18 protein-coding genes are annotated in these 18,517 nt (G+C 68.1%); 13 read left to right on the plus strand and 5 right to left on the minus strand.

Annotation, left to right across the window (positions count from 1 at the left end; all coding sequences use genetic code 11):
• The first annotated feature begins 16 nt into the window (after nucleotides 1-16).
• Nucleotides 17-1,324 carry an MFS transporter gene (locus G6N57_RS16130; protein ID WP_077741469.1) on the plus strand — a complete coding sequence of 436 codons (1,308 nt, stop codon included), beginning with the start codon at nucleotides 17-19 and terminating at the stop codon, nucleotides 1,322-1,324.
• 10 nt (nucleotides 1,325-1,334) lie between these two features.
• On the opposite strand, the gene G6N57_RS16135 is transcribed toward G6N57_RS16130, so the two are convergent.
• The gene (locus G6N57_RS16135) at nucleotides 1,335-2,111 is read right to left on the minus strand and encodes an MmpS family transport accessory protein (RefSeq protein WP_097926205.1); all 777 of its coding nucleotides are present in this window, start codon (nucleotides 2,109-2,111) and stop codon (nucleotides 1,335-1,337) included.
• A gap of 83 nt (nucleotides 2,112-2,194) precedes the next feature.
• Between G6N57_RS16135 and G6N57_RS16140 the strand changes: the two genes are divergently transcribed.
• Complete coding sequence (locus G6N57_RS16140) at nucleotides 2,195-4,096, plus strand: alpha/beta hydrolase family protein (protein WP_234815747.1); 1,902 nt, start codon at nucleotides 2,195-2,197, stop codon at nucleotides 4,094-4,096.
• Here G6N57_RS16140 and G6N57_RS16145 read toward each other — a convergent pair.
• Nucleotides 4,093-4,686: an SACE_7040 family transcriptional regulator gene (locus tag G6N57_RS16145; RefSeq protein ID WP_077741467.1), complete on the minus strand. Its 594-nt coding sequence runs from the start codon at nucleotides 4,684-4,686 to the stop codon at nucleotides 4,093-4,095. The two genes, G6N57_RS16140 and G6N57_RS16145, sit on opposite strands and share 4 nt — an antisense overlap.
• Before the next feature lie 71 nt (nucleotides 4,687-4,757).
• Here G6N57_RS16145 and G6N57_RS16150 point away from each other — a divergent pair, with 71 nt between their 5' ends.
• The 9 genes from G6N57_RS16150 to G6N57_RS16190 all read left to right on the plus strand — a co-directional run bounded on the left by G6N57_RS16150 (nucleotide 4,758) and on the right by G6N57_RS16190 (nucleotide 15,783).
• The gene (locus tag G6N57_RS16150; RefSeq protein WP_077741466.1) at nucleotides 4,758-6,311 is read left to right on the plus strand and encodes a carboxyl transferase domain-containing protein; all 1,554 of its coding nucleotides are present in this window, start codon (nucleotides 4,758-4,760) and stop codon (nucleotides 6,309-6,311) included.
• An 8-nt stretch (nucleotides 6,312-6,319) separates the two neighbouring features.
• Nucleotides 6,320-8,329: an acetyl-CoA carboxylase biotin carboxylase subunit gene (locus G6N57_RS16155; RefSeq protein ID WP_077742056.1), complete on the plus strand. Its 2,010-nt coding sequence runs from the start codon at nucleotides 6,320-6,322 to the stop codon at nucleotides 8,327-8,329.
• On the plus strand, nucleotides 8,326-9,489 hold the full coding sequence (locus tag G6N57_RS16160) for an acyl-CoA dehydrogenase family protein (protein ID WP_077741465.1): 1,164 nt from the start codon (nucleotides 8,326-8,328) through the stop codon (nucleotides 9,487-9,489). Before G6N57_RS16155 ends, G6N57_RS16160 begins: the two co-directional genes overlap by 4 nt.
• Complete coding sequence (locus G6N57_RS16165; RefSeq protein ID WP_077741464.1) at nucleotides 9,486-9,974, plus strand: MaoC family dehydratase; 489 nt, start codon at nucleotides 9,486-9,488, stop codon at nucleotides 9,972-9,974. Before G6N57_RS16160 ends, G6N57_RS16165 begins: the two co-directional genes overlap by 4 nt.
• Entirely contained in the window at nucleotides 9,974-10,786 is an 813-nt protein-coding gene (locus G6N57_RS16170) for an HpcH/HpaI aldolase/citrate lyase family protein (protein ID WP_077741463.1), read from the plus strand. The genes G6N57_RS16165 and G6N57_RS16170 overlap by 1 nt, the downstream gene beginning before the upstream one ends.
• A 41-nt stretch (nucleotides 10,787-10,827) precedes the next feature.
• Nucleotides 10,828-12,171, plus strand: coding sequence for a hypothetical protein (locus G6N57_RS32060; protein ID WP_234815748.1), 1,344 nt, complete (start codon nucleotides 10,828-10,830; stop codon nucleotides 12,169-12,171).
• A 242-nt stretch (nucleotides 12,172-12,413) separates the two neighbouring features.
• Complete coding sequence (gene pdhA / locus G6N57_RS16180) at nucleotides 12,414-13,517, plus strand: pyruvate dehydrogenase (acetyl-transferring) E1 component subunit alpha (protein WP_077741462.1); 1,104 nt, start codon at nucleotides 12,414-12,416, stop codon at nucleotides 13,515-13,517.
• Nucleotides 13,518-13,522: 5 nt separating this feature from the next.
• The gene (locus G6N57_RS16185) at nucleotides 13,523-14,608 is read left to right on the plus strand and encodes an alpha-ketoacid dehydrogenase subunit beta (RefSeq protein WP_077741461.1); all 1,086 of its coding nucleotides are present in this window, start codon (nucleotides 13,523-13,525) and stop codon (nucleotides 14,606-14,608) included.
• Nucleotides 14,605-15,783 (plus strand): dihydrolipoamide acetyltransferase family protein, encoded by a 1,179-nt coding sequence (locus G6N57_RS16190; RefSeq protein ID WP_077741460.1) that lies wholly within the window; start codon nucleotides 14,605-14,607, stop codon nucleotides 15,781-15,783. Before G6N57_RS16185 ends, G6N57_RS16190 begins: the two co-directional genes overlap by 4 nt.
• A 3-nt stretch (nucleotides 15,784-15,786) precedes the next feature.
• On the opposite strand, the gene G6N57_RS16195 is transcribed toward G6N57_RS16190, so the two are convergent.
• Nucleotides 15,787-16,539: an enoyl-CoA hydratase gene (locus tag G6N57_RS16195; protein WP_077742054.1), complete on the minus strand. Its 753-nt coding sequence runs from the start codon at nucleotides 16,537-16,539 to the stop codon at nucleotides 15,787-15,789.
• Nucleotides 16,540-16,580: 41 nt separating this feature from the next.
• Between G6N57_RS16195 and G6N57_RS16200 the strand changes: the two genes are divergently transcribed.
• Together G6N57_RS16200 and G6N57_RS16205 are read left to right on the plus strand one after the other, a co-directional pair.
• Nucleotides 16,581-17,213: a signal peptidase II gene (locus G6N57_RS16200; RefSeq protein WP_077741459.1), complete on the plus strand. Its 633-nt coding sequence runs from the start codon at nucleotides 16,581-16,583 to the stop codon at nucleotides 17,211-17,213.
• Complete coding sequence (locus G6N57_RS16205; protein WP_077741458.1) at nucleotides 17,200-17,601, plus strand: hypothetical protein; 402 nt, start codon at nucleotides 17,200-17,202, stop codon at nucleotides 17,599-17,601. Before G6N57_RS16200 ends, G6N57_RS16205 begins: the two co-directional genes overlap by 14 nt.
• A gap of 28 nt (nucleotides 17,602-17,629) precedes the next feature.
• Here the strand turns inward: G6N57_RS16205 and G6N57_RS16210 are convergent, their stop codons facing one another.
• The gene (locus tag G6N57_RS16210; RefSeq protein ID WP_077741457.1) at nucleotides 17,630-17,968 is read right to left on the minus strand and encodes a hypothetical protein; all 339 of its coding nucleotides are present in this window, start codon (nucleotides 17,966-17,968) and stop codon (nucleotides 17,630-17,632) included.
• A gap of 75 nt (nucleotides 17,969-18,043) precedes the next feature.
• Nucleotides 18,044-18,361 (minus strand): hypothetical protein, encoded by a 318-nt coding sequence (locus G6N57_RS16215; protein ID WP_077741456.1) that lies wholly within the window; start codon nucleotides 18,359-18,361, stop codon nucleotides 18,044-18,046.
• Nucleotides 18,362-18,517: the final 156 nt, after the last annotated feature.

The following is an 18,517-nucleotide window of genomic DNA, read 5'->3' on the forward strand; positions in this document are numbered from 1 at the left end:
CCATAGGGTGGCGGGCATGACGAACCCTGGGCGGACGAGGGTGCTCGCGTGGGCATTGTGGGATTGCGGCGCGACGGGCCTCAACGCCATCGTCGTCACCTTCGTGTTCTCGGTGTACCTGACCGGAAGCGTCGGTGCGGATCTGCCCGGGGACACCACTCCGGCCAGCTGGCTGGGCCGCGCCATGACGGTCGCCGGTCTCGTGGTGGCCCTGCTGGCCCCGGTCACCGGCATCTGGGTCGACGCCCCGCAGCGGCGCCGCCGGGTGCTGGCCGTGATGACCGGTGCGGCTGTCATGTTCACGGCGGCGATGAGCCTGATCCGGGACGACCACCGCTACCTGATGCCCGGCCTCGTGCTGCTGGCCTGCACCGCAGCCTGCAACGAACTGGCCACCGTGCCGTACAACGCCATGCTGCGACAGCTGTCCACCCCGAACACGTCCGGCCGGATCTCGGGGCTCGGCCTGGCGTTGGGCTACGGGGGCAGCGTCGTGCTGTTGCTGCTGGCCTACGTGGGGTTCATCGCCGGTGACGGCGACACCCGTGGGCTGCTGGGCATTCCGGCGGCTGACGGACAGAACGTGCGGGCGGTGATGCTGCTCACCGCGGTCTGGTTCGTGTTGTTCGCGCTGCCGATCTTCGTGATGGTTCCGAAGGTGACCGATGCGGCCCCGGCCGAACGCATCGGCTTCTTCGGCGCCTACCGCAAGTTGTGGACCGAGATCAGGGGCGAGTGGCAACGCGACCACAACGTCGTCTACTACCTGGTGGCGAGCGCCGTCTTCCGCGACGGCCTGGCCGGGGTCTTTGCGTTCGGCGCGGTGCTGGGTGTCAATGTGTACGGCATCTCGCAGGCGGACGTGCTGCTGTTCGGGATCAGTGCCTGCGTGATCGCGGCGGTCGGAGCGGTCACCGGCGGTCTGCTGGACGATCGGGTGGGCTCCAAGCCCGTCATCGTCGGATCGCTGGTCTGCCTGATCGCGGTGGGGTTGGCCCTGCTGGTGCTGTCCGGGCCGGTGGCCTTCTGGGTGTGCGGCCTGCTGCTGTGCCTGTTCATCGGGCCGACGCTGTCCGCGGCGCGCAATCTGATGCTGAGGATCACCGCGGACGGCAAGGAAGGCGTGGCGTTCGGGCTTTACACGACCGTGGGACGCGCGGCCTCGTTCCTGGCTCCGTGGTTGTTCTTCACCTTCATCGACTTCTTCGGTGCCGACCGCGCCGGGATGGGCGGCCTGGTCCTGGTGCTGGCCGTGGGCCTTGCGGGCATGCTTGCCGTGCGGGTGCCCGCGCGACACCCCGGCCCTGCGGTACCGGCGCCCTGAGCCGGCGGGCTCAGGGGGTTCCGACGCAGATCGTGATGCCCGATCCGGTGCGGTGCTGGGTCTGAACTCCGTTGACGCTCACCGTGCAGGCCACGTCGGGCCCGAAGTTCACGACGCTCACACTGGCGGTTTCGGTGGCGGGTGCCGCGAGTTCGACCTGCTTGCTCCACGGCAGCGGGACGTTGAACTCGGTCTGCAGCATGTTGCCGGTGTCCAAGTAGGTGATGTTGATGGCCCGGCCCTCACCGGTCACCTCGTAGGTGACGGTCTCGGTCGGCCCTGGCGTGGCCTCCGTCGGCGGGGCGGTGCTGGGCGGCGGGAGCGGGCGGGGTGCACGCGTGGTCGTGGTCGGCGCCGTCGGCGACGTGGTGAAGCCGGGCTGCGGGGTGACCGGTTGCGGGGCGACCACGGTCTCCTGGCTGGACCCGTTGGCGATCACCAGGGCGATGACCAGGCCGAGCACCACCAGGATCGCGACCGCGGCCAGGATCCACAGCCACAGCCGGGGTTCGCGGTTGTCGGGCTCCGGCGGGGTGGGTGCACCGGGCGGCGGCGGGCCGCCGGCACCGTACTGCCCGGTCGCGCCCGCGTCGTATCCGTAGGGCGGGTAGGGCGGCAGCTGCTGGGTGGGATTCGGGGTCCCCTGTGGCGCCGCACCGGGCACGGCCGGGTACGAGCCCTGATACGGCGGCTGGTTCGAGTACGCCGGATCCGGATAGTCCACGGGGTAGCCGCTACCGAAAGATTCGGTCGGCTCGGACCCGTCGCGGCGTGGTGAATCGGTCATGCCCACCTCATGGCTGCGAGGGTACCTGTGCGGATGCTCAGTCCGCTTACGCCGAGGTCCCAGCGTTCGAGCGGGGATGAGAGATGCTGGAGAGAACTGCGGAGTTGACGGGAGGACGCGAAGTGGCCGTAGACCGGCATGTGCGGGTGAACTACGGCGCGTCGTTGTCGCCGGACGCGACGGCATTCGCCCACCTGGTTGACGACGGCGGCTATCCCCGCGCGGTCCAGCGGTTCCTGCGCGGGTGGCGGGCCAGCTCCTCGCGCGACGTCGAACTGCCCGTGATCGGTGCCGTGACGAAGGTCATCCACTCGGCCGACGGGCACTGGCTGGCATGCCAGGTGGCGCCGGAAGGCGGGACCCGCAGCCAGATCTGGGTGGTGACGACCGATCCTGACGACCGTGACGCGCGCCGGATCGACTACTGGCCGGCCGACACCGGTGAGGGCACCGCCGAGCTGATCGGTTGGGACGGCACCCAGGTCGCGGCGATCCTCACCGGAGAGGACGGCATCGGCAGCTCATGCCTGATCGATCCGGCCACCGGGGACACCCTGGTGCTCGACCGGCGTTCGGGTGGTCGGCTCGTCGATGCATGGGGCGGGGCCTCGCTGGTGCGGGTCGGCCCGCGTGGCTACCAGGAGCTCATCATGTTGTGGGGGCTCACCGAAATCGCGCTGCTGCCATCGGATCCCGGCTCGGTCACCGATTTTGGCGTGATCCTCGACGATCACACCCCGCGCCGGCTCCGCAGCGGTTACGACGGCGAGACCACGCTTTACCACCCGGCGAGCACCTACGGGCCCAACAGCACCGAAGGCTTTGTGCGGGCACTGATCCGCAGTGACAACGGCGCCGCGCACGCCCGGCTGCTGGAAGTCACCGTGACGGCTGAGGGCGTCACGTACCACGTCGTCGCCGAGCGGGCCGGTTACGAGCTCGACGAGTTCGTGGTCAGCGACGACCTGTCGACCGTCGCGTTGTTGTGGAACATCGACGGTCGCAGCGAGCTGCAGGTCCTGGAGTATGCCGACGAGACGCTGTCGGCGCCGATTCCGCTGCCCGGTCCGGTCGCCGGTGAGCTCAGCATCAGCGCCGGCGGGTCGATGGTTGCGGTGACGGTCCAAGGGCCGTCGTTGCCGCGCACCGTCGAGCTCGTCGATCCGCGGTCGCTGGAATGGGAGCGCATCGACCGGGAACCCAGCCGCGGGCCGCTGACCGCGTTTCCGACGCTGGAGCGGATCACCGCGCGCGACGGGCTGGAACTGACCGCGTGGTTGTACCGGCCGCAGGATGAAGCGGTGGGCGCGGTGATGTTCCTGCACGGCGGCCCTGAGGGACAGGCGCGGCCGGAATACAACGAGATCTTCCCGGTGCTGCTGGATGCGGGTTTCGCGGTGCTGACGCCGAATGTGCGCGGCTCGGGCGGGTTCGGCCGGGCGTTCGTGCACGCCGACGACAAGGAGTTGCGGTTCGCCGCGATCGACGACGTCGCCGACTGTGCTCGGTATCTGGTGGACCATGGCGTTGCGCCGGCTGACCGGCTGGCCTGCACCGGATGGTCCTATGGCGGCTATCTGACCCAGGCGGCGTTGGCTTTTCATCCGGACCTGTTCGTCGCCGGGATCAGCATCTGCGGGATGAGCGACCTGAACTCCTTCTACCGCACCACCGAGCCGTGGATCGCGGCGGCGTCCTATCCCGAATACGGCCATCCGGTGGCGGATCGTGATCTGCTGGAACGGCTTTCGCCACTGCCGAGGGCGCAGGAGCTGATCGCGCCACTACTGCTGGTGCACGGCGGTAACGACACCAATGTGCCGCCAGAGGAGTCGCGCCAGATGTACGACGCGCTCACTGCGCTGGGACGCACCGTCGAACTGCTGGTCTTCGACGATGACGGGCACGAGATCGTCAAACGGGAGAACCGCGCGGTACTGGTCGATGCCGCCACCCGGTGGTTGTCCAAGGCGTTCGGTATCTAGCCCGAGGTGAGCGCCGCCAACGTCATCCGGCGCAACACCGCGCGTGAATGTGTCTTGGACACAGCGGGTCTCACGCTGTACGGGGTGGAGTTCAGCAGGCCGAACGCGGCGTGCGCCATCACGCGGGCATCCTCCTCGGCCAGGTCCGGGTCCAGCCGTGTCAGCACCGTCACCCAGATCTCCACGTACTGACGCTGGGCGCGTCGCACCTGTCGTTTGGCCGTGTCGGGGAGGTGGGCCAGGTCGCGGTCCTGGATGCGGATCAGATCGGACTCGCCGAAGACGAAGTCGAGGTGGAAGTCGACCAGGCTGTCCAGTGACTCCGCTGGGTCGTCGATTGTGGCGGTCACTTCCTGCGCCCCGGCCAGCAGGCGGGTACTGATTCCGACGAGCAATTCGACCAGCAGCGCTTCCTTGTTGGGGAAGTGCCGGTAGATGGCCGGCCCGCTGATACCGACGGCCGAGCCGATGTCCTCCAGTCGCACCGCGAGATAACCGCGTTCGGCCACAAGCCGTTCGGCGGCAGCGATCAGCTGGCTACGGCGATCGGATTTGGCCTTGCTGCGACGGGTCACGGCGCTGTCGGGCATTGCGCCTCCGGAGGGTAGACAACTCAGTTAATGAAAACTAACCTATCACGAGTTAGTTGTCATTAACCGAAATGGGAGCTGCCTTGTCATCGCACCGCGACGAGCATCTGGCGCTGGTTGAGCAGCTGCGTGCCAAGCTCGCCACCGCCGCCCTCGGCGGCCCCGAGCGGGCCCGTCAACGCCATGTCGACCGGGGCAAGTTGCTGCCCCGCGACCGTGTCGACGGCCTGCTGGACCCAGGCAGCCCGTTCCTGGAGATCTCCGCACTGGCCGCCGACGGGATGTACGACGACGAATGTCCCGGCGCCGGGATGATCACCGGCATCGGCCGGGTCTCTGGCCGGGAATGTCTGATCGTCGCCAACGATGCGACGGTCAAAGGCGGTACCTATTACCCGATCACGGTCAAGAAGCACCTGCGGGCCCAGGAGATCGCGCTGCAGAACAACCTGCCATGCATCTACCTGGTCGACTCGGGTGGAGCGTTCCTGCCGCGGCAGGACGAGGTGTTCCCCGATCGCGAACACTTCGGTCGCATCTTCTACAACCAGGCCACGATGAGCGCACAGGGCATCGCCCAGATCGCCGCGGTGCTCGGCTCCTGTACCGCAGGCGGGGCGTACGTACCCGCGATGAGCGACGAGGCGGTCATCGTGCGCAACCAGGGCACGATCTTCCTGGGGGGTCCGCCGCTGGTGAAGGCTGCCACCGGTGAGGTCGTCACCGCGGAGGAGCTTGGCGGCGGGGACCTGCACTCCAAGACCTCCGGTGTCACCGACCATCTGGCCCACGACGACCGTGACGCACTGCGGATCGTGCGCAACATCGTCGCCACCCTGGGGCCGGCCGAGGCGCCGCCGTGGGCCGTCACGCCCACCGTCGACGCCGTCGCCGACCAGACCGAGCTCTATGACGTGGTGCCGGTCGACGCCCGCGTGCCGTACGACGTGCACGAGGTGATCACCCGCATCGTCGACGGCGGCGAGTTCAGCGAATTCAAGGCCGAGTACGGCACCACCCTGGTCACCGGGTTCGCCCGCATCCACGGCCACCCGGTCGGCATCGTCGCCAACAACGGTGTGCTGTTCGGTGAATCCGCGCTCAAGGGAGCGCATTTCATCGAGTTGTGTGACAAGCGCAAGACGCCGTTGCTGTTCCTGCAGAACATCTCGGGCTTCATGGTGGGCCGCGACTACGAGGCCTCGGGCATCGCCAAGCACGGCGCCAAGATGGTCACCGCGGTGGCGTGTGCCCGGGTGCCGAAGCTGACCGTGGTGATCGGCGGCTCCTACGGCGCGGGCAACTACTCGATGTGCGGGCGCGCCTATTCACCGCGGTTCCTGTGGATGTGGCCCAATGCGCGCATCTCGGTGATGGGCGGCGAGCAGGCGGCGTCTGTTCTGGCCACCGTGCGCGGCGAGATGACCGCCGAGGAAGAAGAGCAGTTCAAGGCGCCGATCCGGGCCCAGTACGAGCACCAGGGCAACCCGTACTACTCGACAGCGCGGCTCTGGGACGACGGGGTGATCGACCCGGCCGACACCAGAACCGTGCTCGGACTGGCCCTTTCGGTTGTCGGCCAGGCTCCGCTGGAGCCGGTCTCCTACGGCGTATTCCGGATGTGAGGGTGATGATGATGGGTCCCGGATTCGATACCGTCCTCGTCGCCAACCGCGGCGAAATCGCGGTGCGGGTCATCCGTACCCTGCGGGCCATGGGCATCCGGTCGGTCGCGGTGTTCAGTGACGCTGATGCCGGGGCACGTCACGTGCGGGAAGCGGACGTGGCGGTCAACATCGGTCCGGCCGCGGCGCGGCAGAGTTACCTGGACATCGACGCCGTCGTGTCGGCCGCGCAGCGGACCGGTGCGCAGGCGGTACACCCCGGCTACGGGTTCCTTTCGGAGAACGCCGAGTTCGCCGCCGCGCTACAGGCCGCAGACATCGCGTTCATCGGCCCGCCGGCGACCGCGATCGCCACGATGGGCGACAAGATCGCGGCCAAGGCCGCGGTGTCGGCGTTCGGTGTCCCCGTCGTGCCGGGTATCTCGCGGCCGGGCCTGACCGACGAGGAGTTGATCGCGGGCGCCCCGGAGGTCGGTTTCCCCGTTCTGGTCAAGCCGTCGGCAGGTGGTGGCGGCAAGGGCATGCGGGTGGTCGAGCAGGCGGCCGATCTGCCGGCCGCGCTGACCAGTGCCCGCCGCGAGGCCGCCGCCGCGTTCGGCGACGACACCCTGTTCCTGGAACGGTTTGTGTTGCGGCCCCGGCATATCGAGGTGCAGGTGCTCGCCGACACCCACGGCAACGTCATTCACCTCGGCGAGCGGGAATGCAGCCTGCAGCGCAGGCATCAGAAGGTCATCGAGGAGGCGCCGTCGCCGCTGCTGGACCCGGCCACCCGGGCCCGCATCGGTGCGGCCGCGTGCGATACCGCGCGTAGTGTCGATTACACGGGTGCAGGCACCGTCGAATTCATCGTGTCCGCCGACGCACCCGACGAGTTCTTCTTCATGGAGATGAACACCCGGCTGCAGGTCGAACATCCGGTCACCGAGATGGTCACCGGAGTCGACCTGGTGGACCAGCAGGTCCGGATCGCCGCAGGTGAGAAGCTCGCGCTCGGCCAGGACGACATCGTCATGACCGGCCACGCCGTGGAGGCCCGGGTCTACGCCGAGGATCCGGCCAACAGCTTCCTGCCCACCGGCGGTCCGGTGCTCGGACTGCGCGAGCCCGGCGGGCCGGGCGTGCGCGTGGATTCCGGTCTGGCCGCGGGCACGGTCGTCGGCAGCGACTACGACCCGATGCTGTCGAAGGTCATCGCCCACGGCCCCGACCGGACCGCGGCCTTGCACAAGCTGGACCGCGCGCTGGCCGACACCGCGGTGCTGGGCCTGACCACCAACGCCGAGTTCCTGCGTTTCCTGCTGGCCGATCCCGACGTGGCCGCGGGCCGGTTGGACACCGGCCTGCTGGACCGTCGCGCACCGGATTTCACCCCTTCGCCCCTCGGCGACGCGGAGCTGATCGCGGCGGCGGCCTACCTGTGGATCGACGACTGGGTACAGGCCGGCGACGACCTGTGGGCCCGGCCCACCGGCTGGCGGGTGGGGGAGCGTGCCCCGGCCGCATTCCGGCTGCGCGCCGGCGACCGCACCGACCACGTGTACCTGTCCGGCGTCCCGAGCCGTGCCACCGCGACCGTAGAGAACGGCGAAACTCACACGCTGAGCGCTGCTTTCGATGGAGAGCAGTTCACCGTCACCCTCGACGGCATGCGTACCGAGTACCTGGTCGCCACACAGTTGAGTGGGGGCGTCGGTCAGCTATGGCTGGCGGGAGCCGGGCGCAGTTATGTCGTCGAGGAGGTCCGGGAGGCGCCGGTGCGGCCCGACGACGAGCACAGCGGCGACGCCGAACTCGTCAGCCCCATGCCGGGATCGGTTGTGGCCGTGGGGGTCGACAGCGGGTCGGAGGTCACCACAGGAACCATGGTGGTCACCGTCGAGGCGATGAAGATGGAGCATGCCCTGACCGCACCGACCGACGGTGTGGCCGAACTACTCGTCGCCGTCGGCGACCAGGTCAAGGTGGGTCAGCCACTGGCTCGAATCACCGCTCACACACAGGAGAACGAACAATGAGCGACTTCTTGTCGACCGGCACCCTGCCGGATCACTACGAACAACTGGCCAAGACGGTCCGCGACTTCGCCCAGAGCGTGGTCGCGCCGGTGGCCGCCAAACACGATGAGGAGCATTCGTTCCCGTACGAGGTCGTCGCAGGCATGGCCGACATGGGACTGTTCGGGCTGCCGTTCCCCGAGGAGTACGGCGGCATGGGCGGCGACTACTTCGCGCTGTGCCTGGCCCTGGAGGAACTCGGCAAGGTCGACCAGAGCGTGGCCATCACCCTGGAGGCCGGAGTTTCGCTGGGCGCCATGCCCGTCTACCGGTTCGGCAACGAAGCCCAGAAGCAGGAGTGGTTACCGCTGCTGGCCAGTGGCAAGGCGCTGGGCGCGTTCGGCCTCACCGAGGCCGGCGGCGGCAGTGACGCCGGGGCCACCAAGACCACCGCGAAGATGGACGACGGTCACTGGATCATCAACGGCTCCAAGCAGTTCATCACCAACTCCGGCACCGACATCACCAAGCTGGTGACGGTCACCGCGGTGACCGGTGAGCGTGAAGGCGGCAAGAAGGAGATCTCCTCGATCCTGGTGCCCGTGCCGATCGAGGGGTTCACCGCGGAACCCGCCTACAACAAGGTCGGCTGGAACGCCTCGGACACCCACCCGCTCAGCTTCGACGACGTACGCGTACCGGCCGAGAACCTGCTCGGCGAGCGTGGCCGCGGCTACGCCAACTTCCTCCGCATCCTCGACGAGGGCCGCATCGCCATCGCGGCCCTGTCGGTCGGCGTCGCGCAGGGATGTGTGGACGAATGTGTGAAGTACGCCAAGGAACGTCAGGCCTTCGGCGCCGCGATCGGCACGTACCAGGCGATCGCCTTCAAGATCGCCCGGATGGAGGCCCGGGCCCACACGGCGCGCGCCGCGTACTACGATGCGGCCGCGCTGATGCTGTCCGGCAAGCCGTTCAAGAAGGCGGCCTCGGTGGCCAAGCTGGTGTCGAGCGAGGCGGCAATGGACAACGCCCGCGACGCCACCCAGATCTTCGGCGGCTACGGATTCATGAACGAGTACCCGGTGGCGCGCCACTACCGGGACAGCAAGATACTCGAAATCGGCGAGGGGACAACGGAAGTGCAGCTGATGCTGATCGCGCGGGAGGCGGGCCTGTGAGCGAACAGAAAATCATCGAGCAGCGCGGGTTGTGGTTCGAGGAGTTCGAGATCGGGGTGCGCTACCTGCACCGGCCCGGGCGCACCATCACCGAGGCCGACAACGTGCTGTTCACCACGCTCACGATGAACACCCAGGCGCTGCACCTGGATGCGGCGTTCTCCGACGCCCTGCCGCCGTTCAACGCCCGGTTGGTCAACTCGATGTTCACGTTGTCGACGCTGGTCGGTCTGTCGGTGGCGCAGCTGACTCAGGGCACCATCGTCGGCAACCTCGGATTCTCCGAGATCGCCTTTCCCAAGCCGCTTTTCCACGGTGACACGCTGTATGCCGAAACCGAGATCACCGAGAAGCGGGCGTCCAAGAGCCGGCCGGGGGAGGGCATCGTGACCTTCGCCCACACCGGCCGCAACCAGCACGGCGACATCGTGGCGACGGCGTCGCGCAAGACCATGGTGCGGATGCGCCCCGAGGGGGATTCCTGATGACTCTGCAGGCACCGGGACCGGGCTGGCTGTTCTGCCCGGCCGATCGTCCGGAGCGGTTCGAAAAGGCCGCGGCGGCAGCCGATGTGGTGATCCTCGATCTCGAGGACGGGTGCGCGGCCAAGGACCGTCCGGCCGCCCGCCAGGCCCTGATCGACACTCCGCTCGATCCGGCCCGCACCGTGGTGCGGGTAAACCCGACCGACACCGCCGATCATGAGCTGGACCTGAAGGCGGTCGCCGCGACCGACTACACCACCGTGATGCTCGCCAAGTCCGAGCACGCCGCTCAGGTGAAGGCGCTGGCGCCGCTGAATGTCGTGGTGCTGATCGAGACGCCGCTGGCCGCACTGAACGTGGTGGAGCTGGTGCAGCCCGACAACGCCTTCGCGGTGATGTGGGGAGCCGAGGACCTGTTCGCGGTCACCGGGGGTACCGCCAACCGCCGGCCCGACGGCACGTATCGCGACGTCGCCCAGCACGTGCGTTCGCAGACGCTGCTGGCCGCCAAGGCCTACGGGAAGTTGGTGCTGGATTCGGTGTACCTCGACATCAAGGATCTCGACGGCCTGCGGGCGGAGTCCGATGACGCGGTCGCCGTCGGTTTCGACGCCAAGGTGGCGATCCACCCGACCCAGGTCGCGGTCATCAGGTCGGCCTATGCGCCGACCGACGAGCAGATCGCCTGGGCGCGGGCGGTGCTCGACCGCGTGGCCACCGAACGCGGCGTCTTCCAGCATGACGGATTGATGGTCGATGCTCCGGTGCTGCGGCGCGCCGAGCGGATTGTCGCGCTGGCTCCGCAGGGCTGAGATCGGGACCGCGGCCGGGTCGGTCGTCGTACAGTCGACGCGTGACGTCGGATCGCGGGGGACTCGGCCGTGCGTTGGCCGGGGCGGTGGCTGCCTTGAGTCTGGTGCTGGCCAGTGGCGCCTGCACCACGCACGAACCGGAATCGGGACCGGTTCGCCCAATCCTCACCGGAGCGCCCGCGGATACCGGCCGATGCGCCGCGGATCGACTGGTGCGATGTGTGCCCGGGCTGGCCGACATTGACGGCGCACCGTTCGACGAAGTGAGCGTGTACACGCCGATGTCGGACTTCGGTTGGATGCCACCCGGGTCGGCACGCGATGCCGCGCCGGAGGGCTGCCGAAAATTGCCGCAGTTCGGCGCCGACGGCGGAGCCGAACTCGATGTGACGTACCGGGCCGCCACCGGAACGCCCGGCTTCGCCAACAGCGAGCCGGTCGTCGATGTCCGGTTCACCGCAGCAGACGACAACGTGGATGTGCCGGGTGAGATGAGTGCGTGGGCCGGCAGGTGCCCGATGTGGGGAATCGCGCCCGCGATGACGGACGGCCCGATCCACGGATGGATGGTCGCCGAGTCCGCCCAGAAGCTGAGCCGGTATCGGTCTGGCGACACCGCGTACCAGTGGCCCTTCGTGACCCACATGGCGGTGACCCAGCTTCCCAACGGGGTGATCGTGCAGGCGTGGTACCGGACCAACGAGCCGTCGGAGACCTCACGCGCACAACGGCTGTCGCGGCTGCTCGGCGCGGCCGGACGACCGCGGCCTCGTGCCACGCTGCCGGCCCAGCTCGATGAGTGGAACGCCGCCGGAATCTCGACCCTGCTCCCGCCTTTGGCGGGCGACAGTGCCGTCACCGCACGGACCGAGCCGGGCTACTTCGGTTCGATCTGCTCGGATGGTGATCGCGATCAGACCGCACGATACGACACTCTGGCGACTTGGCACAGTTTCGATCAGTCGAAGTGGGATGAGGGAAAGCCGTTGCGGCCCATGGTGACGATCGGCCGGGCCCGGCCAGGTGTTGACTACCTGGCCGAGTTGCGGCGTGAGATTGCCACCTGCACCGCACATCTGGACCAGAAACCGACGGTGTGCGGGGATCGGGAGAATCGCACGTTCATCGATGCTGATTCGGCAGTGGCTGACGGTCAGGACGTCCTGCGGTACACCCGTCGGTGGATGGGCGAGGCCGAGGTTCGTGGCGGGCGCATGTGCAGCGAGGGAGTCGAGGCGATGCGAGCGGCCCAGATCGGACCACTTGTGGTCCTCGCCAGCGCGGGCCAAGGTGGGTACCTGTTCCGTGGCGACGCACCGCCATTGCCGACCGATACCCTCGACCAGCTCCTTGCTGAGACTGTCCAGCGGATCAAGGACGCCTGAGCTCGGCCGGCGTATCCGACACGCCTCCAATCCGTTACTCACGGTGAGCACCGTCGTTTCGGTTCGGGCGCATAATGGCGATATGCCCCAGTGCTGCGACGGGCCGAGCGGATCGTCCAGCTAGCGCCACACCCAGGCACCTAGCCGGAGGCCTCTCACCAGGGGTTTTGCGCGTACCGCCGCCGCCCTGAGCACCTCATGGACTGGCGGCGCGACATGCCGTCACCCGAGAAGGAGGCGGTATGGCTGGGTTAGCTGCAGAGCCGGCCCCGGCGCCCTCGAGCGTCGATCTGGATCCGGTGCGTCTGGTCGACGCCGACGGGTCACCAACCGACGAGACGCGGTACAGCGGCGATCTGCCGCCCGAAACACTCGGCTGGCTCTACGAGTCCATGGTGGTCACCCGCGATCTAGACGCCGAGTTCGTCAACCTGCAACGCCAGGGTGAGCTGGCGTTGTACGCGTCGTGCCGCGGTCAGGAGGCCGCTCAGATCGGGGCCGCGGCCTGCCTCCGTAAGACCGACTGGCTGTTCCCCCAGTATCGGGAGATCGGGGCGTTCCTGCTGCGAGGGATCAGCCCAGGCCAGGTGGGTGCGGTATGGCGCGGCCAATGGCACGGCGGCCGTGAGTTCACCAGCCGCTGCGTCGCTCCGATCGCGATTCCCATCGGCACCCACGGACTGCACGCGGTCGGCGCCGCGATGGCCGCGCAGCGGCTCGGCGAGGATTCGGTGACGGTCGCGTTCCTCGGCGACGGTGCCACCAGCGAGGGCGACGTGCACGAGGCGCTCAACCTGGCATCGGTGTTCCGCGCGCCGTGCGTGTTCTTCGTGCAGAACAATCAGTGGGCCATCTCTGTGCCGGTGAGCCAACAGCAGGCCGGACCCTCGATCGCACACCGGGCCATCGGCTACGGCATGCCGGGCATCCGCGTCGACGGCAACGATGTCCTGGCCTGTTATGCGGTGATGGCAGAGGCCGCCGAACGCGCTCGCACGGGCGCCGGCCCCACCCTCATCGAAGCCGTCACCTACCGGATGGGGCCGCACACCACCTCCGATGACCCCTCCCGCTACCGGTCGGCCGACGAGGTCGACGAGTGGCTGGCCCGCGACCCGATCACGCGGTACCGCACCTACCTTCAGAACGCCGGCGTGCTCGACGAGCGATTGGAGCAACGGGTCGCCGCCCGGTCACGCCGGTTGTGCGCCGAATTGCGCGACACCCTCGTCGGCGCGGCAGATCCAGACCCGGCCGAACTGTTCGACACCGTATATGCCGAGATCACCCCTGATCTGGCACGCCAACGCGACGCGCTGGCGGCCGAGCTGGCGAAGGAGGCGTGAGACTCATGACCCAGATCATCGATCGTCCTGCCGCCCAGGGTGATTCGCCGGAGCCATGGGAACCGATACTTACCCAGGTGGGATTGCCTCCACCGCCGGCGTCGGTGGAGCCTGCCACCGAGCTGACCATGGTGGCGGCCATCAACCGAGCACTGTACGACGCGATGGCCGGCGACGACCGGGTATTGGTGTTCGGCGAGGACGTCGCCACTCTCGGTGGGGTCTTCCGGGTCACCGAGGGGCTGTCCGAGACTTTCGGCCCCGACCGGTGTTTCGACACTCCGCTGGCCGAGTCCGCGATCATCGGTGTCGCGGTCGGCCTGGCGATCCGCGGGTTCACCCCCGTACCCGAGATCCAGTTCGACGGGTTCAGCTATCCGGCCTTCGACCAGATCGTCAGCCACCTGGCCAAGTACCGGATGCGCACCCACGGCGACATCAACCTCGGTGTGACGGTGCGGATTCCGTCATTCGGCGGTATCGGTGCGGTGGAACACCATTCGGAGTCCACCGAGTCGTACTGGCTGCACACCGCCGGCCTCAAGGTGGTCGTACCCTCCACACCGTCCGACGCGTACTGGCTGCTGCGCCATTCGATCAGCAGCCCCGACCCGGTGATCTTTCTTGAGCCGAAGCGGCGTTACTGGGCCCGCGAACTCGTCGACACCAGCGCACCCGCTCCACCGATCGGCCGGGCAATGGTGCGGCGCAACGGAACCGATGTCACCGTGATCACCTATGGCGGGCTGGTGACGACGGCGCTGGCTGCTGCGAACCTCGCCGCCGAGCAGGGATGGAGCCTCGAGGTCGTCGATCTTCGCTCGCTCAACCCGCTCGATTTCGACACCGTTGCCGCGTCGGTGCAGCGCACCGGCCGGGCCGTTGTCATGCACGAGGGACCCCGCACGCTGGGGTTCGGGGCTGAACTGGCGGCCCGGATCTCCGAGGAGTGCTTCTACGACCTTGAGGCTCCGGTGTTGCGCGCCACCGGTTTCGACACTCCGTACCCACCGGCGCGGCTGGAGAAGGTGTGGCTGCCCGGCGTCGATCGCCTGCTCGACTGCGTCGAGCGTGCGATGGGGCAGCCGTGAACCGGGAATTCCTGGTGCCCGATCTCGGCGAGGGGCTCCAGGACGCCACGATCACCAGCTGGAGCGTTGCGGTCGGCGATACCGTCGAGCTCAATCAGACGCTGTGCACCGTCGAGACCAACAAGGCCGAGGTGGAGATCCCCAGCCCGTTCGCCGGCCAGGTGCTCGAGCTCGGCGGCAAGGCGGGGGACACCTTGGCCGTGGGGTCTCTGCTGGTCCGCGTCGATACCAGTGAGCCGGCCGCTGTGCCGAGCGCGACGGTGAAAAATGGTGCGACGCCTCGCAAATCGGTACTGGTCGGATACGGCGCGGACGACACCATGGATGTCAGCAGAAGGGCGGCAGGCTCGCGGGTCCGGGCCAAACCTCCGGTGCGGAAACTTGCTGCCGACCTGCACGTCGACCTTCAGAAGGTGGCGCCGGGGTCCGGACCCCAAGGTATCGTCACCCGCGACGATGTGCTGGCCGCCGCCGGCGGTTCGGACATCGTCGACGTGGGTGGCGTGCAGGCCGCGATGGCGCGGCGGATGTCGTTGTCGCGTAGCGAGATACCCGATGCCCATGCTCGGGTGGACGTGGACTGCTCGGCGTTGTTGGCGCTGCGGGACCGCATCCGGGCCGCGGACGCCGAACTCCCCGCCACGCCGTTCGTGCTGACGCTGCGACTGCTGGTTCTGGCGCTCGGCCGGCATCCGATGCTGAACTCGACCTGGCTCGAAACCGCGGAAGGCCCGCAGATCCACCGGCACCCGGCTGTGCACCTGGGTTTCGGGGTGGCCGCACCGCGCGGACTGCTGGTCCCGGTGATCCGCGACGCGCAGTCGAAGACAACCCGGGCGTTGGCCGCAGAGGTGGCCCGGCTGATCGAGCAGGCACGAGCCGGAACGCTCAGCCCGGCCGAGCTGAGCGGGTCGACGTTCACCGTGTCGAACTTCGGCGCACTCGGTCTGGACGACGGGGTGCCGGTGATCAACTATCCGGAGGCCGCCATTCTGGGCATGGGGTCGATGAAACCGCGACCGGTGGTGGTCGACGGGGCGGTGGTGGCCCGGCCCACCATGTCATTGACCTGTGCCTTCGACCATCGCATCGTCGACGGCGCACAGGCCGCGGCATTCCTGGGTGACCTGCGCTCGTTGATCGAGGCACCCGAGCTCGCGGTGATCGACCTGTAGCGGCTACTTGCGCTTGGCGGCGGCCAAACGCTCTGCGAATTCCGGGGATTCGATGGAGCGGGCCTGCGGACCGAGTTCGATGTCGACGGCGGCTCCATGCTGGTCGATGTCGACCGTGCCCGGGTTGGCGGTGGCCCGCATCGAGGCCTTGGTGGCGATCACCACGTCACGTGGCGCGCCGGCCGGGCCCGCGGCGAGCAGACGAGCGGCGTCCACCGGATCCTCGGCGACCGACAGCGCCAACCCGTGGCGCACCGCGGATTCGGCGTCGAAGCGCATGCCGAACAACAGCGCCGCCCGGGCCACCTGCGGGCCGACACCTCGCTGCAGCATCCACGTGGCACCCCCGCCGGGGTGGATACCCAGCTTCTGAAACCGCGGGTCGAACAACGCGGAAGGGCCGGCGATACGGACATCGGCGGCCAGCGCCAGGTTCAAGCCCGCGCCGACGGCCGCGCCGTTGACCGCCGCGATCGTCGGGAGCGTGCAGTGCGCGACCGCGAGGAAGCCGTCGTAGATCTTGCGCAGCCCGTCCTCGGTGGCTTCGCCGAGGGCGGTGAGGTCGGCACCGGCGCAGAACGCCTTGCCTGCACCGGTGACGATCACCGCGTGCACGTCGGGGTTTGCCTCGGCGGCTTCGACCGCGGCACGCAGGGCGGCTGACATCTCGAAGGTCACCGCATTGCGGCGATCGGGGTCGTTGACGGTGATGACTGCGACGTGATCGTCGACGCTGACCAGCACGGAATCGGACACGAGGGTCACCCTAGCCTCCCGTCCCGCCTGCCCGCGCGGGCATGGGTGACCACAAATGTTCATCGAAACGTCAGCGGCGGTGCCCAGCGGTCCGGCCGGGGCGAGCGGACAATGATTCGGTGACGGCCGACATCGCCGGTATTTCTGGCGCCCCGGGCGCCGGGTCGGTACAGCCGACACGGCGTCGTCTGGTGTTGCTGGCGGCCGGATCCGTCTTGCTGATCGACGTGGGAACCAAGGCGCTGGCCGTGGGCACGCTTCAGCCCGGCCGTACCGTCCCGTTGCTCGGCGACTGGCTGGTGTGCGAACTCACCCGTAACTCCGGTGCCGCCTTATCGATGGCCGCCGACCGCACCGTGATGCTGAGCCTCGTCGTTTTCTCTGTCGCCGCGGCCATCGCCTGGATCGGCGTGCATGTCCGCTCACCATGGTGGGCCGTCGGCCTCGGGACGATCCTGGGCGGCGCGGCAGGCAATCTCGTCGACCGGCTGTTCCGGGCGCCCGGCCCGCTGCGCGGGCACGTGGTCGACTTTCTGGCCGTCGGTCCGATGCCGGTGTTCAACGTGGCGGATCTGGCCGTATTGGCGGGCGTGGTCTGGTTGATCGCCTTGTCGCTGTCGGGTTTTCCGTTCAACGGCGCGGCCAGGAACTCGGAGCCGGATGCCGGAGGTTGATCAGGAGCGCTGGGTCGGTTCAGAAGAAGGCCCGCCGAGCACCCCCTGGTATGAGAGCACCACGGCGATCGTGGTCGCCGGCATCGGCGGAGTGGTCGCCATCGGTGCGCTGGTGTTCGCGATCCTGACGACGTCGCACCACTCGGTGCTGCCGGTGCAACCGGATCGGCTGACTCCGGTGGCACCGACGAAGCCGGCGTCGTCGCGGTCGTCGACGACCACCACCAACACGGTGCCGCGAACGCCGGTGAGCACCAGCGAAGACACCGGAATACCAAGTGCGCCACCGCCACCGGCGGAAGTCCCCGTGGAGACCACCGCGCCGCCGACCACGACGATGTCGAATCCCTACGCCACCACGTCGGCGCCGAATGGGGCCGCGTTCTGAGGCGAGCCGGCCGGAACTGTTCCAGGCCCTAACCGAACCCGATTCCGATGCCGCCCCAGATGTCGTCGTCGGGCCCGTTGGGGCACGAGACGTCTACGTAGACGGTCGTGTTCGACGGATCGGTGCCGGGCGACCGGTCGGGGTTGTGGACTGCCGTTGCCTTACACCGTGTGAGCGGCTCACTGCTGACCCCGCTGACCCAGTTGATCTGAACGTTGTAGCCCTTGGCGGTGAGGTCGTCGATCGTGTCGGCTGCCGATCGGGTGCCCGCGGTCGGGTCTGCTCCGACCGGTGGCGCCAGGAAGATTGCCGCAGCCAGCACCCACAAGGATGCGAACACCTTCGCACAACTCGACGCTCGCGCCATGATGACTCCTCCGGAGGCCCGGACCGGCTTTGCCAGTCTATTCCTTCGGATCAGCCTGGGGAGACGTCGCCGGATTCAGGACGTCTCGGACTCGTCGGGGCACTGCACGTCCACGTACACCGTCACCGAAGTCTTCGGCAATGCCGGAATTCCACGGTTGGGGTTGTGGATCGAGTTGACCCGGCAACGGTCCAGCGGCAGTGTGCTGGTGCCGCCGATCCAGTTGATCGCCACGGTGTAGCCTTCGGCGCTCAGGGCTGAGATGGTCTCGTCGGCCCGCTGCCCGCTGCCTGCAGTCGGTTCTGCCGTGGCAAATGGCGCGCCCCCGATGGCAATGGCAGGTATGAGTGCGGCAATTCCGGTGATTTTCGTATAGTGAGCATGGAGCAGCATCCCGACCCTCCTGGCGGTCGGATCTCATGCTGTCGCTCTCACCTGCAGCCCCGGCCGTTATCGGCCAGTGTATTCCCGATGTACGGAAAGTGAACTAAAAGTAAATAATATTTCACGCGTCATTTGGAAGCACCTGGCTCCCGTGGATCGTGAGCG

It is taken from the genome of Mycolicibacterium boenickei (assembly GCF_010731295.1).
Lineage (GTDB): Bacteria > Actinomycetota > Actinomycetes > Mycobacteriales > Mycobacteriaceae > Mycobacterium > Mycobacterium boenickei.

Coding starts and splice junctions, on each gene's coding strand:
- G6N57_RS16145 (WP_077741467.1), bottom strand. CDS start 4,686: ATGCCCGACAGCGCCGTGACCCGTCGCAGCAAGGCCAAATCCGATCGC.
- G6N57_RS16210 (WP_077741457.1), bottom strand. CDS start 17,968: ATGGCGCGAGCGTCGAGTTGTGCGAAGGTGTTCGCATCCTTGTGGGTG.
- G6N57_RS16150 (WP_077741466.1), top strand. CDS start 4,758: ATGGGAGCTGCCTTGTCATCGCACCGCGACGAGCATCTGGCGCTGGTT.
- G6N57_RS16140 (WP_234815747.1), top strand. CDS start 2,195: ATGCTGGAGAGAACTGCGGAGTTGACGGGAGGACGCGAAGTGGCCGTA.
- G6N57_RS16200 (WP_077741459.1), top strand. CDS start 16,581: ATGGGTGACCACAAATGTTCATCGAAACGTCAGCGGCGGTGCCCAGCG.
- G6N57_RS16215 (WP_077741456.1), bottom strand. CDS start 18,361: ATGCTGCTCCATGCTCACTATACGAAAATCACCGGAATTGCCGCACTC.
- G6N57_RS16170 (WP_077741463.1), top strand. CDS start 9,974: ATGACTCTGCAGGCACCGGGACCGGGCTGGCTGTTCTGCCCGGCCGAT.
- G6N57_RS16155 (WP_077742056.1), top strand. CDS start 6,320: ATGATGGGTCCCGGATTCGATACCGTCCTCGTCGCCAACCGCGGCGAA.
- G6N57_RS16135 (WP_097926205.1), bottom strand. CDS start 2,111: ATGACCGATTCACCACGCCGCGACGGGTCCGAGCCGACCGAATCTTTC.
- G6N57_RS16185 (WP_077741461.1), top strand. CDS start 13,523: ATGACCCAGATCATCGATCGTCCTGCCGCCCAGGGTGATTCGCCGGAG.
- G6N57_RS16160 (WP_077741465.1), top strand. CDS start 8,326: ATGAGCGACTTCTTGTCGACCGGCACCCTGCCGGATCACTACGAACAA.
- G6N57_RS16130 (WP_077741469.1), top strand. CDS start 17: ATGACGAACCCTGGGCGGACGAGGGTGCTCGCGTGGGCATTGTGGGAT.
- pdhA (WP_077741462.1), top strand. CDS start 12,414: ATGGCTGGGTTAGCTGCAGAGCCGGCCCCGGCGCCCTCGAGCGTCGAT.
- G6N57_RS16205 (WP_077741458.1), top strand. CDS start 17,200: ATGCCGGAGGTTGATCAGGAGCGCTGGGTCGGTTCAGAAGAAGGCCCG.